Origin of the sequence: Serratia sp. NGAS9, from assembly GCF_009905295.1 — a bacterium.
Taxonomy (GTDB): Bacteria; Pseudomonadota; Gammaproteobacteria; order Enterobacterales; family Enterobacteriaceae; genus Serratia; species Serratia bockelmannii.
The window spans coordinates 4,022,767-4,037,258 of record NZ_CP047605.1 but is presented as its reverse complement, the minus strand read 5'-3'; the positions used below and the strand labels follow the sequence as shown (position 1 = coordinate 4,037,258).

The window sequence follows — 14,492 nt, the reverse complement described above, 5'->3', positions numbered from 1 at the left end:
TGAAGCTTAGTGAGCGCCGCCGCCCCCACCGCCGCCAGAGCTGAACGGCGGTTTCGCCACCCATACCAGCACCAGCAGTACCAGGAACACCCCGGCCGACAGCCAGAAGATCTCGTTGGCGGAGATGATCAGGCCCTGCGCGGTGATCTCGTTGGCGATATACGCCGACGCCTGCTGCTTGCTCATGCCGAGCTGCTCCAGTTGCCGGTACATCTCCTGCGACTGCGGGTTGTACGGGTTGACGAACTCCGTCAGCTGCGAATGGTGCTGCGATTCGCGCTGCGTCCACAGGGTGGTGGTGATCGAGGTACCGATCGAGCCCGCCAGGGTTCGCGTGAAGTTCGACAGGCTCGATGCCGCCGCCATACGCTCCGGCGGCAGGCCGGACAGCGTAATGGTGGTCAACGGCATGAAGAAGCAGGCGATGGCGAAGCCCTGGACGAACTGCGGCCAGGCGGAAGCGCCGAAGTCCATGCCCGGTTCAAACGTATAGGCGCGCCAGTAGAAGCACACGGCATACATGATGAAGCTGAAGGTCACCAGCCTGCGCATGTCGAGCCGGTTGCCGAACTTGCCGATGATCGGCGACAGCAGCACTGGGATCAGCCCGACCGGCGCCGACGCCAGCCCGGCCCAGGTGGCGGTATAGCCGTACACCTCTTGCAGCAGCTGCGGCAACAGCACGATGGCGCCGAAATACAGCATGTACGCCAGACTGATGCACAGGCAGCCGATGGTGAAGTTGCGCGACTTGAACAGCGACAGATCCACCACCGGATGGTCATCCGTCAGCTCCCAGACCACCAGGAACAACAGCGCTACGACCGCCACGACGGTCAGGGTGATGATCTCGGTCGAGTTGAACCAGTCCAGCTCCTTGCCCTGATCGAGCATCACCTGCAGCGAACCGATGCCGACGATCAGCAGCACCAGTCCAACCGTGTCGATCGGTTTGATCTCGGTTTTGGTTTCTCGCCCCTTCAGCGTCGCCATCGCCGCCATGATAACGAAGGCGCCGATCGGGATGTTGATGAAGAAGATCCAACCCCAATGGTAGTTGTCGCTGATGTAACCGCCGAGGATCGGCCCGAAGATCGGCGCGACGATAACGGTCATCGACCAGAGCGCCAGGGCCATCGCTCGCTTGGCGGGCGGGTAGTTGTTCAGCAACAGGCTCTGCGACAGCGGGATCAGCGGCCCGGCCACCACGCCCTGGATCACGCGGAAGAAGATCAGCATGCCGAGGCTGTTGGAGATGCCGCACAGCCAGGAAGCGAGGACGAACAGCGCGGTGGACCAGAGGAACAGCCGCACTTCGCCGATGCGCTTCGCCAGCCAGCCGGTGATCGGGATCGAGATGGCGTTCGCCACGCCGAACGAGGTGATCACCCAGGTCCCCTGCGAGTTGGAAGACCCGAGGTTACCGGCAATGGTGGGGATCGCCACGTTGGCGATGGTGGAGTCCAGCACCTGCATGAAGGTCGCCATGGCGAGCGCGACCGTCATCCAGGCGAGCTGGGCGCCTTCAAGCGGTTTCTGTGGCAAGATGGCCTCCCGCGCGCTTAGCCGGCGTTCGCATGGATCACGTCAGCGATCAGCTGGTTAACCGGCGCCAGATTCAACGCCAGCGCGTCGCTCTGGTACAGCGGTTTGTCGCGCACCACGTCAGACAGCACGCGGCCGTCTAGATTGGCGGTGTCGACGGTCACCAGCGTCGAAAGACCGATGCGCAGCGGATGATCGGCCACCTGCTTGGCGTCGAGCTCAATACGTACCGGCAGACGTTGCACCACCTTGATCCAGTTGCCGGTGGCGTTCTGGGCCGGCAGCAGCGAGAAGGCGCTGCCGGTGCCCATGTCGATACCGACCACTTTGCCTTGATACACCACGTCATCGCCGTAGACATCGCTGACTACCGTTGCCGGCTGGCCGATGCGCATGTTGGCGATCTGGGTTTCCTTGAAGTTGGCGTCAACCCAGATGTGATCGGCCGGCACCACCGCCATCAGCGGCGAACCGGCGGCGATCTGCGCGCCGACCTGCACGCTGCGGCGCGAGACATAACCGGTAATGGGGCTGATCACTTTGGTACGCTGCAGCGCCAGCCAGGCGTCACGCATCTGCGCGGCGGCCTGTTGGATTGCCGGCTGCTGTTCCAGCGGGGTATTCAGTACCATCGCCTGGTTGGCGTTGTATTGCTGCACCGCCACTTCCAGCGCGGCCTTGGCGCTGTCGACCGCATCGCGAGCGTGTTGCAGCTCTTCGCGGCCGATGGCGTCAACGTTGCCCAGCACCACGCGGCGTTTCAGATCGTTCTCGGCCTTGCTCAGATCGGTCTTGCGCAGGGCGATGTTGGCCTGATACTGCTTGCTGTTGATGATCAGCTGGTGGGTCTGACGCACGCTGTTGGCCAGGCCGGTTTTGGCGCGTTCAAACGCCTGCTCGGCATCGGTCGGATCGAGCGTCAGCAGTACGTCGCCCTGCTTGACGTAGTCGGTGTTGTCGAAATTGACGCTGTTCACGCTACCGGACACCTGGGCCATGATCTGCACCTGGTTGCCGGAGACGTAGGCGTCGTCGGTTTCCTGATGATGACGCAGCACCAGGAACCAATACACTAAGTAAGCCACCCCTATAACAATGAAAATAACCGTCAGCAACAGCAGCCAAAATTTACGCTGCTTCTTTTTGCCGCTCGGCTGCTGCGGGTTTTGGATTTCCGCGCTCGCGCTCATGGTGTTCTCCAAGCCTTATATTATTATGCTTTCGAATCCGCTGCGGCCGGGGCCTGATAGCCACCGCCCAGCGCACGGATCAGTCCTATCTTCGCCTGCAGTAAGTTGCTGCTGGCATTTAACTCCGCCTGTTGCTGCTGCAATAGCTGCGTCTGGCTGGTCAACAGATCGTCGCGCCCGATAATCCCTGCCTGGTAACGGGCGTTAGCGACCTGATACACCTGTTGCATCGACTGGGCCGCGGACGCCGCCTGCAGCTGCTGTTGCGCAGAACTCTGCTGGATGGTGATGGCGTCGGCGGTTTCCTGTACCGCATTCAGGATGGTTTGGTTATAGGATTCCACCGCTTCGTCATACAGCGCGGATTCCTCGCCCAGCTTGCTGCGCAGCGCCCCGGCGTGGAAGATCGGCAGCGAAATCGCCGGCATCACGTTCCAGGCCTGGCTGGCCGCTTCAAACAGATTCGGGCTGGTGCCACTGGTGTTGGTGGTCATCAGGCCGGCGAAGGCTGAAATGGTCAGGCTGGGGTAAAACTCCTTACGCGCGGCGCTGACGCGCTGGCTGTAAGACTCCACCAGCTGGCGTTGCGCGGCGATGTCCGGGCGTTTGCCCAGCAGATCCGCCGTCAGCTCGCCCTGCGGTGCCATCAGGTTGTCTGCGGGCAACGGCACCTGACGCAGGTGCTGCATGGCGTTCGGCCCTTGGCCCGCCAGCGCGGCGAGCTGGTGTCTGAGCTGTTCGATTTGCGACTGCAACTGCAGAATCTGCTGTTTGGCGACGTCGGACTGCGCCTGGGTTTGTTGCGGCACGTCGACGCCGGTCAGCCCGGCCTGATAGCGCTGTTGGCGCAGCGCGGTCAGGCGTTCATTGTTGTTCACTTCCTGCTGCAGCAGCTTTTCGAGCGCCAGATTGCTTTGCAGCTGGTAGTAGGCGGACGCCACCGAACTGGTCAGCGTCAGCGCCGCCTGTTCCTGCTCGGCGCGCGCAGCGTTCACTTGCGCTTTGGCGGCGTTCACCTGGTTGCGGTATTTACCCCACCAGTCGAATTCGTACGCCAGGTTCAACCCCAGGGAGTTGGAGCTTGAATAGATCGGCTTATGCGGATACCCCAACCCCATATTGACGTTTTGCGGCACGCGTTGACGCTGGGTGCTGGCGTTCAGATCCAGGTTCGGCCCGTTGGCGGCGTTGGCTTCGCCCACCACGCTCTGCGCTTCGCGCACGCGGGCGGCGGCTTGACGCAGGGTCGGCGAGTTTTGCAGCGTCTGCGTCATCAGGGCATCCAACTGCGGATCCTTGAGGGCGCGCCACCACTGCGGGCTGACGGCCAGCGAACTGACTTTCGGCTGAGCCAACTGCAGGCTCTGCGGATCCATCAGCGTGGATTGCGGGGCAATATTATCGGTAGAAGCACACCCGGCCAGCAGCAATACGGCGAACAGCGGGGTGAATCTCCAGTTAAATGGGGATCGCATAATAGGTACCTGAACAGAAATTGTGAATTAGGATAACTGTTCTGTGATTTCCATTTGATCCAGACGTGCCAGCAATTTGCGCGTCAGCTGTTCCAGCTGTTTTTGCTCATCGTCGGTCAGCGTGGACCACAGGAAATGCAGACATTGGTGCTGCGGCGGCAGCAGTTGACTGAGAAATTCTTCCCCCTGCGGCGTCAGATGTAGATGCAGGCAGCGGCGATCGTTATCGCTTTCACGGCGCTCGATCCAACCGCGTTTCTCCAGCTCGTCGGCGATGCGGGTCGCATTGGTGCGCGAGGAGCCTAAGGCAGAGCTTAGCTCAGAAGGTTGGATGCTGTGGCTCTCCTGCGCATCCAGGGTAATCAGCGCCATAAACAGTGTTTCGTTAATCCCCTGCGCCTTCAGCATCTTGTTGCGATTTTCCAGCAACTTGCCTTGCATGTGCATGCACAGGCGGGTCAGCAGGATTTCCTGATACGGGAAATCTTTCTGCCGGGTGGCGCGGAAATTCAGCATTTGTTCTATGGGGGCAAACGAGCTTTCCATAATTTAGGGCCTCATTAATTTCGTTCGAGATAGTAACGACGGTGACTAATAATGTAAATGTTCAGCCGTGCGGATAATTTAGCAATTCGTGTCATTTGTCAGAGTTTGTAAAGATGTGGCGCATGAAAACGCCAAAGCGAAGCCAAACGTTCGGCGCGGCGTCAGCCTGGACCGAAAAGCATTAACAGCTTTAATGTGACGCCAAAGGCCGTCGCGCCGAGCAGCGTCGACAGAATGATGCTTTTACTGCGGTAGAAGCACAGCGCCAGCGCGGCGAACCCCGCCAACGTCGGCAGCAGCTTGTCCGGTTCGCGCATCACCACCGGCGTGCTGGAGACCACCAGCAGGGCGCAGATCGAGGCGATGCCAATGCTGTCGAGTAGCAGGGCGGCTTTACCGCGTTTGAGGCCGGGCTGGGCGCGCGCCGGCGCCAGCCGCAGCGGCAGATAACGGAACAGGTAATTGGCGCAGCCCACCACCAGGCCGATCACCAGCACATCAGTGTTCATGGCTGGCCTCCGCAGGGGCAGGTTGGAACAGAGCGGCGACGCAACCGGCGCCGATGCCGGCCAAAATGGCAACCGGGATGGAGAACAGCACCACGCCGAGCAGCGCACCGGCCAATGAGGCAGCGATGGTCAGGCTCTGCGGGCGCCGGAAAGCGGCCAGCAGGAAACTGAGAAACAGCGCCGGCAGCATGAAGGCCAGCGAGGCCTCGATCACCGGGAACTGCTCCAGCGGGCCGTTGCCGAACAGCGCGCCGAGCGCGGTGCCGGCTACCCAGGAAAGCCAGGAACAGAGCGCGATGCCCAGCATCCAGTTTTCGCTCCAGCTGCGGTTATTGCGCATCAGCTTGGCGGTGGCGGCGGCGAAGACCTCATCGGTCAGACCAAAAGCCCACATTGCCGTTTTACCGGGCGACATGCGCGAGACGATACGGTGACGCAGCGCCGGGCCGTACAGCAGGTGGCGCACGTCCATCGCCATCACCGTCAACGCGGAGACCCACAGCGACATGCCGGCGCTCAGCAGGGCGGTGATCACGAACTGGCTGGCGCCGGCGTAGATGATGCAGGAGAAGAAAAGGCTTTCCAGCGGGGAAAAGCCCAGTTTGACGGCGCTGAGGCCGAAGGCGAACGCCACCGGGACATACCCGATGACGATCGGCAAACTGTCGACGACGCCGTTGGCGAAGGTGGCGCTGACGGCGGGCGGATTGAGGCTGTCTGCAGCTTGGCTTTGCATGGTTGTGGATCGCAGGGTAGATAGGACTTCAATAGTTTATGCCCAGAACATTACCAGAGAGTAAGTAATGTTTATACCCTGCACCGCTAATAAATTTCTTTAGTGACTATTTGCACGATAATCAGATTGTCGCTGGCCCCTGCGGATCGTGGTGCTTGCCGAGCCACCAGGTCAGCAGGTTGAGCAGGCATAACACCCCGCCGGCGGCGGCCACGCCGTACCAGCCGGCATGCTGATAGGCCGAGGCGGAGAGCAGAGAACCGAGCGCGCCGCCGATAAAGTAGCTGGTCATGTAGCCGGCTGTCAGGCGGTTGCGCGCGTCCGGCATGATGCGGTACATCACGCTCTGGTTGGTGACGTGCACCGCCTGCACTGCCAGATCGAGGATCAGAATGCCGGCGATCAGCGCCCATAGCGACTGTTTGGCTAACGCGATAGGGATCCAGGACAGCAGTAACAACACCAGGCCGACGGTGGTGGTCAACCCGGCTTTACCTTTGTCCGCCAGATGCCCGGCGCGCGAAGCGGCCAGCGCCCCGGCGGCGCCCACCAGGCCGAACAGCCCGATCACCCCTTCGGAATAGTTGAACGGCGGCGCGGCGAGCAGAAAGGCCATTGAGGTCCAGAGCACGCTGAAGTTGGCGAACGAAAGGGCGCCGAGGATGGCGCGGGTGCGCAGCAGCGGCGTGCGGCAGAACAGGCTGAAGATCGAGGCCAGCAGCTGTGGGTAGTTCAGCCCGGAGTGTTGCTTATAGCGCGGCAGCGCGCGCCACAGGATCAGCGCCATCAGGATCATCAGCACGCTGGCGACCCAGTAGATGGTGCGCCAGCCGCCGAACGACGCCAGCGCGCCCGCGACGGTTCGCGCCAGCAGGATGCCGAGCAGCAGGCCGCTCATGATGATGCCGACGGTCTTGCCGCGCTTTTCCGGGTGGGCCAGCGTGGCGGCTAGCGGCACCAGGATCTGCGCCACTACCGAGAACAGCCCGGTGAGCGCGGTGCCGAGGATCATCATCGGCAGCGTGGCGGAGGTGGCGGTGATCAGCATGCCCCCGGCGGCCAGCAGCGTCATGAACACGATCAGGCCGCGGCGTTCGAACATATCGCCGAGCGGCACCAGCAGCAGCAGGCCGGTGGCGTAACCGAGCTGCGCGGCGGTGACGATAAAGCCGGCCTGGTTGACCGACAGGTTGAAACTGGTGGCGATGGTTTCCAGCAGCGGTTGCGCGTAATAGTTGCTGGCGACCGCCAGGCCGGTGGCGATGGCAATCAGCACGGTCAGCGCCGGGCTGAGGCCCGGATGGGCGTTTTGTGGATTCATGATTTTTTCATCACGGGAAGAAGATAGCGCGCAGTATCCGGCAACGCGTCTGCGGAAACCAATGTATAATTTTCATTTGATTTATCTCATTTTAAGATAGATGCCATGAACCTGAAACAGATCCGCTATGCGCTGGCGGTGGCGGAAGAACAGAGTTTCACCCGGGCGGCGCAGCGCTGCCATACGGTGCAGTCGGCGCTCAGCCACCAGATCGCAAAACTGGAAGAAGAGCTGGGCTGTACGCTGTTTGAACGCACCTCGCGACGGGTGCGGTTGACCCCCGCCGGCCAGGCTTTCATTCCGTCGGCGCAGCGCCTATTGGCGGCGCAGCAGGCGCTGGTGGAAGAGGTGACCGCCGCCGGCGATGCGGTGTCCGGCACCCTGACCATCGGCACAATTTCAACCATAAACGCGATTGATCTGACCGAAAAGCTCGACAAGTTTCATCGCCACTATCCGGCGGTGAACATCCGCCTGTACGTTGGCATGAGCGAAGCCCTGCTGGAGGACGTGCGTCAGCAGAAGTGCGATATGGCGTTCGTCGGCATCTGGCCCGGCGATGTCGATTTACTGCCGATGTCGCACCGGCAGTTGACCGATGAGCCATTGGTGGCGCTGGTGGCGCCGCAGCACCCTCTGGCCAACCGCGAGCGGGTGAACCTGCAGGCGCTCGCGGAAGTGCCGCTGGTGGATTTCTACAGCGGCACCGGTGCGCGACGCCAAACCGATCGCGCCTTCCAGGCGGCGGGTATCCGCCGGCACGTCAGTTTTGAAATCGATCATATCGAATGGCTGGAAAATCTGGTGCGGCGCGGATTGGCGGCGGGTATCGTACCTGTTTCGACCGCGCAACGCTTAAGCGCGCTGGTGTCGATTCCGATTGAAGACGGGCCGCGGCGCCAGGTGTATTGCATCTGGCCGCAGCCCTTGTCGAACGCCGCCGCACGTTTTTTACAGTTCAGCGGCATCGATATGGCGGGGTAGGGGCGCGGCAAAGGCGGCGCCCCTGAACGGTTACGACTTCGCCGCTTCGGCGGCGGTTTTCACCCAGCCGTCGAAGGTCGCCTGGTGCGCCTTGATCCAGCCGTTAACGTGGTTCTGGATATCGGCTTCCGAAGCCTGGCCTTCATGCATGCGCAGGTTTTGCGCATTGATGTCGGCGATCGGCAGCTTCATGATGGCGAACAGCTTGGCGGCCGCAGGATTGGCTTCGGCCCACTGCTTGTTGGCGGCGATGCGCATGGTGTTGACCGGGAAGCCGTAGTTGGCGCCGTTAGGCAGCTTGGTGTCGACGTTCTTCTGCTCGCCCGGCAGCGAAGAGAATGGCACCTGCAGCCAGACCACGTCGCGGCCCGGCACCATCACATCGCTGACCCAGTACGGTGTCCAGGTGTAATACAGCACCGGTTTGCCCTCTTTGTAGCGGGTGATGGTGTCGGCGATCATCGCCGCGTAGTTGCCCTGGTTATGCTCGACGGTGTTGCTCAGGCCATAGGCCTTGATGTGGTGGTTGATCACCGCTTCGCAGCCCCAACCCGGGGTGCAGCCAGTCAGATCGGCCTTGCCGTCGCCGTTGGTGTCGAACAGCTTGGCGATCTTGGGATCCTTGAGCTGTTCGACGTTGGTGATGTGATACTGCTCGGCGGTTTTCTTGTCGATCAGGTAACCCTGCGCGGCGCCGTTGACGTAGACGCCTTCGCGGTAGAACTTGGCGTCGCCGCCGGCGGCCTTGTACTGATCGGCGTGCAGCGGGTCCCAGTTGACCGCGATAAAGGTCGCATCGCCGGAGGCAATGGAGGTGTAGGCGACGTTGTAATCCACTTCACGCGGTTCCTTCACGTCGTAACCCAATTTCTCCAGCGCCTTGCTGACCAGCAGCGTCTGGAACGTCTCTTCGGAAATGGTGCTTTGCACCGGCTGTACCGCGATCCCCTTGCCGGGTAAGTCTGCCGCGATGGCGCTCTGTGAGCCAATCAGCGTCGTCAGGGCGAGAGCCCAGATGCCCGTGGTGCGCATAGTGTTTCCCCTCTTTCGATGTGGTGGTGTCATAGCCCGCCGGGGCCGCAGCCGCCGGCGGGAAAAGCGTCAGGCCTGTTTGATGAACGGGCGAGTCAGTAGCCCGATGGGGCCGCGGCGATACCAGCGGCCGATGCCCTTGCTGCGGCGATCGCGCCCCAGCGATTGGGTGAGGCGATCGAGAATGATCGCCAGGATCACGATGCCGACCCCGCCGACGGCGGCCAGGCCCATGTCCAACCGGCCGATGCCGCGCAGCACCATCTGCCCCAGACCGCCGACCGCGATCATCGAGGCAATGACGACCATCGACAGCGCCAACATCAGCGTCTGGTTCACGCCGGCCATGATGGTCGGCATCGCCAGCGGCAGCTGCACCTTGAACAGCAGCTGCCGCGGGCTGGCGCCGAAGGATTCGGCGGCCTCGATCAGATCTTCCGGCACCTGCTTGATGCCCAAAATGGTCAGGCGCACGATCGGCGGCAGCGCGAAGATAATGGTGACCACCACGCCCGGCACGTTGCCGATGCCGAACAGCATGACGATCGGCACCAGGTAGACGAAGGCCGGGGTGGTTTGCATCGCGTCGAGCAGCGGCCTTATCACCTTGGCAGCGTGCTTGCTGCGCGCCAGCCAGATGCCGAGCGGCAGGCCGATAAGAATGCAGAAGAACAGCGCGGTCAGCACCAGCGCCAGCGTAACCATCGCCTGCGACCAGGCGCCGATGGCGCCGATGGCGACCAGGGAGAGCAGCGTGGCGGCGCCCATGCCGAGGCCCGAGACCTGCCAGGCGAGCAGCGAGAACACCAGAATGGCGATCGGCGCCGGCATGCCCAGCAGCAATTGCTGGAAGCCACTCAAGATCATATCCACCGGCACGCGAATGCCCTGGAACAGTGGGCGGAAGTGCAGCACCAGCCAGTCGATGCCTTGCGTGACCCAGGAGTCGAACGGCACCCAGGCCTTATGGAACGGGTCGAGCAGGCTGAAGTGTTCAGGCTGCGCCGGGGCGCTGCTGAGCCAATCTGCGCCTTGTCCGGCGGCGTCATGAGCGGCCGGCGGCGGCGCGCTGGACCAGGCGTCGCCGGCGTTGGCGGCGGCATCGTGAGCGGGTGCTGCGCCGGCATCTGCCGGTGCGGTAGCCCAGGGAGCTTGGGTTTGCGTGGTATCACTCATTGGTTGAGCCCTCCTTGTCCAACGCCTGCAGCAGCATGGCCTTGGAGATGATGCCGAGATAGTTATGTTCTTCGCTCACCACCGGCACCGCGCAGGGCGCCTGGGCGACCAGGGAAATCAGATCGCTGAGCGGCGTATCGGCCGGCACGGCGGCAGGGGCCTCGAGCAGGGCATCGTCCAGCGTTTGATTGGCGGACAGCGCCTTTTTCAGCGACTCTATCGACACCACGCCAATAAATTTCTTCCCGCGTTCAACAACATAACCATAATCACGGTCCTCATCGCGCAGCAGCTGCAGCGCCGATCGGGGGCCAAAGCCGGGGGTTTTGCGGATCAGCGTCACCGGGCGCCGTTGGGCGATATCCTTGGCGCTGAACACGTGACTGATGTCCACGCCGCGGAAGAAGGTGCGCACATAGTCGTTGGCCGGGTTGTTCAGGATCTCGTCCGGTGTGCCGACCTGGATCACCTCACCGCCCTGCATGATGGCGATGCGATCGCCGATACGCATCGCCTCGTCCAGATCGTGGGAAATAAACACGATGGTGCGCTGATGCTGGGCCTGTAATTTCACCAGCTCATCCTGCATTTCGGTGCGAATTAACGGATCGAGCGCCGAGAAAGCCTCGTCCATCAATAATATATCCGGGTTATTGGCCATGGCGCGGGCTAATCCTACGCGCTGACGCATACCGCCGGATAATTCATCCGGATAAGACAGCGCATAATTCTCCAGCCCGACCTGACGCAGGGCATCCAGCGCTTTTTCCTGACGTTCCTGCAACGGTATGCCGGCTAATTCCATACCAAAGGCGGTATTATTCAGGACATTCATGTGCGGCATCAGCGCGAATGATTGAAATACCATGCTGATCTTATTTCGCCGCACGGTGCGCAGCGCGGTGTCGGATATTTTGGCGATGTCCTCACCGTCGATCAGCACCTGACCGCGGGTGGGTTCTATCAGACGATTGAGAAGGCGTACCAGGGTGGACTTGCCGGAACCGGAGAGCCCCATGATGACAAATATCTCGCCTTCTTCAATGGCCAGAGTGGCGTCTTTTACGCCGAGCGATAAGCCGGTTTTTTCAAACAGCCGATCTTTTGTCAGACCTTTATCCAGCAGTTTGAATGCGCGTTCCGGGTGTTCGCCAAATATCTTATACAGGTTCTTTACTTCGAGTTTAATTGCCATGCAATTTGCTGTTTCCTCTGGTTTAATTAACGCGTTATGGGCTGTCCTTAGCAAAATAAAAGAGCTTTTTACCCTAACACAGTGAATATCTGAGACAACCCTCAATGTCATTTAAATGGGATATTAGTGGTTTACATCAAGGTTTTAATTAGCTATGGTAATTTGGCCCGTGACTCAAAATTGACGGCTGTTATTCGCCATAATGGTTTGGTTTTTGAGGAAATAACGCGGTGTGGGGCGATGAGCTATTTCGGTTTTACGCCTGCCGTTCGGATAATAAAAAACCCGACCAGAGGCCGGGTAAAAGTCATCAGTATTTCATCAGTTTTAACGACAGGTGCCGATATCGAGGGGGATATCGTCGAGCGCTATGTTATCGCCGTAATATGACAGCCAGATGGCAGCCTCAGGCCTTGCGGTACAGCCGCCGCGGATGGCCGATATTGCCGTACAACATCTCTACCCGCACGAACTGGGTGGCGACGCAATATTCCAGATAACGGCGGGCGGTGGTCTTGCTGATGCCGACCTGCTCCACCACGTCTTCCACCGCATGCGCCACCGTCGGCTGGGCGATAAACAGCGCCTGCACCAGCTCTAGGGTATTGGTTTCGATGCCTTTGGCGCTCGGCTCGCTGGAGAACTGCTTCGACTGCAGGTTGTACAGCGCATCGACGTTATCCTGATCGATGATCTTGAAGGTACGCTGGGTCTGTACGAACTGCATGAAACGTTCGAGCGAATTGCGCAGCCGCTTGTAGGACACCGGCTTGATGATGTAGTCGAAGGCGCCGTTGCGGATCGCTTGGCTGCAGGTATGCATGTCGCTGGCGGCGGTGATGAAGATCACCGAACAGGCGGGGTTCTTCACCGCCGGCTCTTCCATCAGCTCGATGCCCTGACCGTCCGGCAGAAAGTTATCCAGCAGGATCAGGCGCGGCTGGTGCGCGTTGGCTTTGGCTCGCGCTTCGGCCAGCGTAGCGGCGTAAGCCACCACCCGCAGGTTGAAATTTTTCTCGATGAACTCCGCGTGCAGCGTCGCCAGTTGCGGCTCGTCTTCCACGATCAGAACGTCCAGTGCTTGGTGTGACATAATCGGGTGCTCAAAAAATCGGGTTATGGGTTTTATTTAGGGATAAATATAGAGAATATCGCGCCGTGCGGCTCGTTGTCCGACACTTCTATGCTGCCATGCGCCTGCGCCACGTGGCTGGCGACCAGATGCAGGCCGATGCCGTGGTCGCTTTTATCCGCTTTGGTGGTGACGCCCTGTTCAAACAGCGTATCACGAATCTCCTCAGCGATGCCGGTACCGCGATCCGCCACCTCGATCACCAGCTCGTCGCTGCCATCGCTGATATAGAGTTCGATCGCATCGTGCGGCGCCGGGCGGTGCAGCGTCGCCTCCACCGCATTATCCAGCAGGTTGCCGACGATCGACATCAGTTCGGTCTCATTCAGCGCCGCCGGGATCTGCCGCAGCTGGCAGGCCGGATCGAAGCGCAGCTCGATGCCTTTTTCTCTGGCGCTGGAATATTTGCCCAGCAGCAGGCCGCACAGCGCCGCCGAACTGAAGCGCTGCGAGATGAAATCGAGGATCTCCTGCGCGCCCTCCGACTGGGCTTCCACATAGCGAATAGCCTCGTCGTAGCGCTGCATATGCAACAGCCCGGCCAGCGTGGCGGTCCAGTTCAGCTGCTCGTGGCGCATGATGCGCAGGTTGTCGGCATAGCGTTTCACCTGGCTGAGCTGGCTGCTCAGGGTATTGATGTCGTTCTTGTCGCGGAAGCTGATCACCCAGCCTTGCAGCTCCTGCTCCTGCATGATGCGCACCCGGCTGGCGATCACCCGCACGTGGTTGAAGCGGCACACTTCGTCGTGCGTATCCTGGCCCAGTTGCGCGGCGGCGAAGAAGTCCGGCTGCGCCTGGATCACGTCGCCGATTGGTCGGCCCAGCAAGCTGGCGGCGGGCTGGTGTAGATCCAATAGCTCGCGCGCCGCATGGTTGATGGTGATGATCCGCAATTGCGGATCGATGGCGATCACGCCCTCATAAATGGCTTCCAGCAGCGCTTTTTGCTGGCGCACCAGCAGCGCGATCTCTTTCGGTTCCAGCCAGAACATCTGGCGCTTGAGATTTTTCGACAGCAGCCAGGAAAAAACGAACAGGGCAATCAGCAGCAGCACGATAGAGCCGATAATTTGCGTCAACGTCCTGGCATTTAAATTATCGATATGCGATTTCAAATAACCGACGGAAACGATGCCGATCACCTGATTATTTTCATCCAGGATCGGCGCCTTGCTGCGTAATGATACGCCGATGCCGCCCTTGCGAATGGAAATAATGCTTTTCCCTTCCAGCACCTCTTTATTATCGCCGCCGATCATCGGTGTGCCCAGGCGGCCTTCGTATTCGGAATGATAAAGATGGCGGGCATGATTATCGCCGATGACGATATAGCTGGCGTCGCTGCTGGCGCGGATTTTTTTCATCAACGCAGCGATCCTGGCGGCGTCGTTGTTTTCCACCGCGTCCACCAGCGAAGGGATAAGGGCGATTTCCCGTGCCTGCACCTGGGCGCGGGCGCCGAGATCGCGGTGCAGTTGCGCATCCAACTGGTAATAGGTATAGGCGCCGATACAGGTCAGCAGCAGGCAGGAGAAGGCCACCAGGCACAGAAACAGTTTGATTTGAAATGAGAGTTTGAGGCGCATGGTGGAGCTTCACCGTAAAGAGATCCTGAAGCCTTACCCTATCACGATAAGCGGGGTCTGTAATA

Annotated in this window: 14 protein-coding genes; 2 read left to right on the top strand and 12 right to left on the bottom strand. The window is 60.4% G+C overall.

The window, feature by feature from the left end; genetic code table 11:
- Positions 1–6 precede the first annotated feature (6 nt).
- The 7 genes from emrB to GUC32_RS19260 all read right to left on the bottom strand — a co-directional run bounded on the left by emrB (position 7) and on the right by GUC32_RS19260 (position 7,322).
- Entirely contained in the window at positions 7–1,545 is a 1,539-nt protein-coding gene (gene emrB / locus GUC32_RS19290; RefSeq protein ID WP_043143795.1) for a multidrug efflux MFS transporter permease subunit EmrB, read from the bottom strand.
- 17 nt (positions 1,546–1,562) lie between these two features.
- A complete protein-coding gene (gene emrA / locus GUC32_RS19285) occupies positions 1,563–2,735 on the bottom strand; it encodes a multidrug efflux MFS transporter periplasmic adaptor subunit EmrA (protein ID WP_369435386.1) in 1,173 nt (390 codons plus the stop codon).
- 23 nt (positions 2,736–2,758) lie between these two features.
- On the bottom strand, positions 2,759–4,210 hold the full coding sequence (locus GUC32_RS19280) for an efflux transporter outer membrane subunit (protein ID WP_025304002.1): 1,452 nt from the start codon (positions 4,208–4,210) through the stop codon (positions 2,759–2,761).
- 27 nt (positions 4,211–4,237) lie between these two features.
- Positions 4,238–4,756 (bottom strand): transcriptional repressor MprA, encoded by a 519-nt coding sequence (mprA, locus tag GUC32_RS19275; RefSeq protein WP_025160249.1) that lies wholly within the window; start codon positions 4,754–4,756, stop codon positions 4,238–4,240.
- A 161-nt stretch (positions 4,757–4,917) separates the two neighbouring features.
- Positions 4,918–5,265: an L-valine transporter subunit YgaH gene (gene ygaH / locus GUC32_RS19270; RefSeq protein ID WP_025304001.1), complete on the bottom strand. Its 348-nt coding sequence runs from the start codon at positions 5,263–5,265 to the stop codon at positions 4,918–4,920.
- Positions 5,255–6,001 (bottom strand): AzlC family ABC transporter permease, encoded by a 747-nt coding sequence (locus tag GUC32_RS19265; protein ID WP_025304000.1) that lies wholly within the window; start codon positions 5,999–6,001, stop codon positions 5,255–5,257. Before GUC32_RS19265 ends, ygaH begins: the two co-directional genes overlap by 11 nt.
- Before the next feature lie 121 nt (positions 6,002–6,122).
- Positions 6,123–7,322: an MFS transporter gene (locus tag GUC32_RS19260; protein WP_025303999.1), complete on the bottom strand. Its 1,200-nt coding sequence runs from the start codon at positions 7,320–7,322 to the stop codon at positions 6,123–6,125.
- A gap of 105 nt (positions 7,323–7,427) precedes the next feature.
- Here GUC32_RS19260 and GUC32_RS19255 point away from each other — a divergent pair, with 105 nt between their 5' ends.
- Complete coding sequence (locus tag GUC32_RS19255) at positions 7,428–8,306, top strand: LysR family transcriptional regulator (RefSeq protein WP_016929849.1); 879 nt, start codon at positions 7,428–7,430, stop codon at positions 8,304–8,306.
- A 30-nt stretch (positions 8,307–8,336) separates the two neighbouring features.
- Here GUC32_RS19255 and proX read toward each other — a convergent pair whose 3' ends face one another.
- The 3 genes from proX to proV form a co-directional block, all read right to left on the bottom strand.
- Positions 8,337–9,338 carry a glycine betaine/L-proline ABC transporter substrate-binding protein ProX gene (proX, locus tag GUC32_RS19250; protein WP_025303998.1) on the bottom strand — a complete coding sequence of 334 codons (1,002 nt, stop codon included), beginning with the start codon at positions 9,336–9,338 and terminating at the stop codon, positions 8,337–8,339.
- A 69-nt stretch (positions 9,339–9,407) separates the two neighbouring features.
- Entirely contained in the window at positions 9,408–10,514 is a 1,107-nt protein-coding gene (gene proW, locus GUC32_RS19245) for a glycine betaine/L-proline ABC transporter permease ProW (RefSeq protein WP_369435385.1), read from the bottom strand.
- Positions 10,507–11,709, bottom strand: coding sequence for a glycine betaine/L-proline ABC transporter ATP-binding protein ProV (gene proV, locus GUC32_RS19240; RefSeq protein WP_016929846.1), 1,203 nt, complete (start codon positions 11,707–11,709; stop codon positions 10,507–10,509). The genes proW and proV overlap by 8 nt, the downstream gene beginning before the upstream one ends.
- A 126-nt stretch (positions 11,710–11,835) precedes the next feature.
- Between proV and GUC32_RS19235 the strand changes: the two genes are divergently transcribed.
- Positions 11,836–12,099, top strand: coding sequence for a hypothetical protein (locus tag GUC32_RS19235; RefSeq protein WP_127146528.1), 264 nt, complete (start codon positions 11,836–11,838; stop codon positions 12,097–12,099).
- Positions 12,100–12,115: 16 nt separating this feature from the next.
- Here the strand turns inward: GUC32_RS19235 and GUC32_RS19230 are convergent, their stop codons facing one another.
- Entirely contained in the window at positions 12,116–12,802 is a 687-nt protein-coding gene (locus GUC32_RS19230; RefSeq protein ID WP_025303996.1) for a response regulator, read from the bottom strand.
- Between the two features lie 32 nt (positions 12,803–12,834).
- On the bottom strand, positions 12,835–14,427 hold the full coding sequence (locus tag GUC32_RS19225) for a sensor histidine kinase (protein WP_049205224.1): 1,593 nt from the start codon (positions 14,425–14,427) through the stop codon (positions 12,835–12,837).
- Between the last annotated feature and the right edge of the window lie 65 nt (positions 14,428–14,492).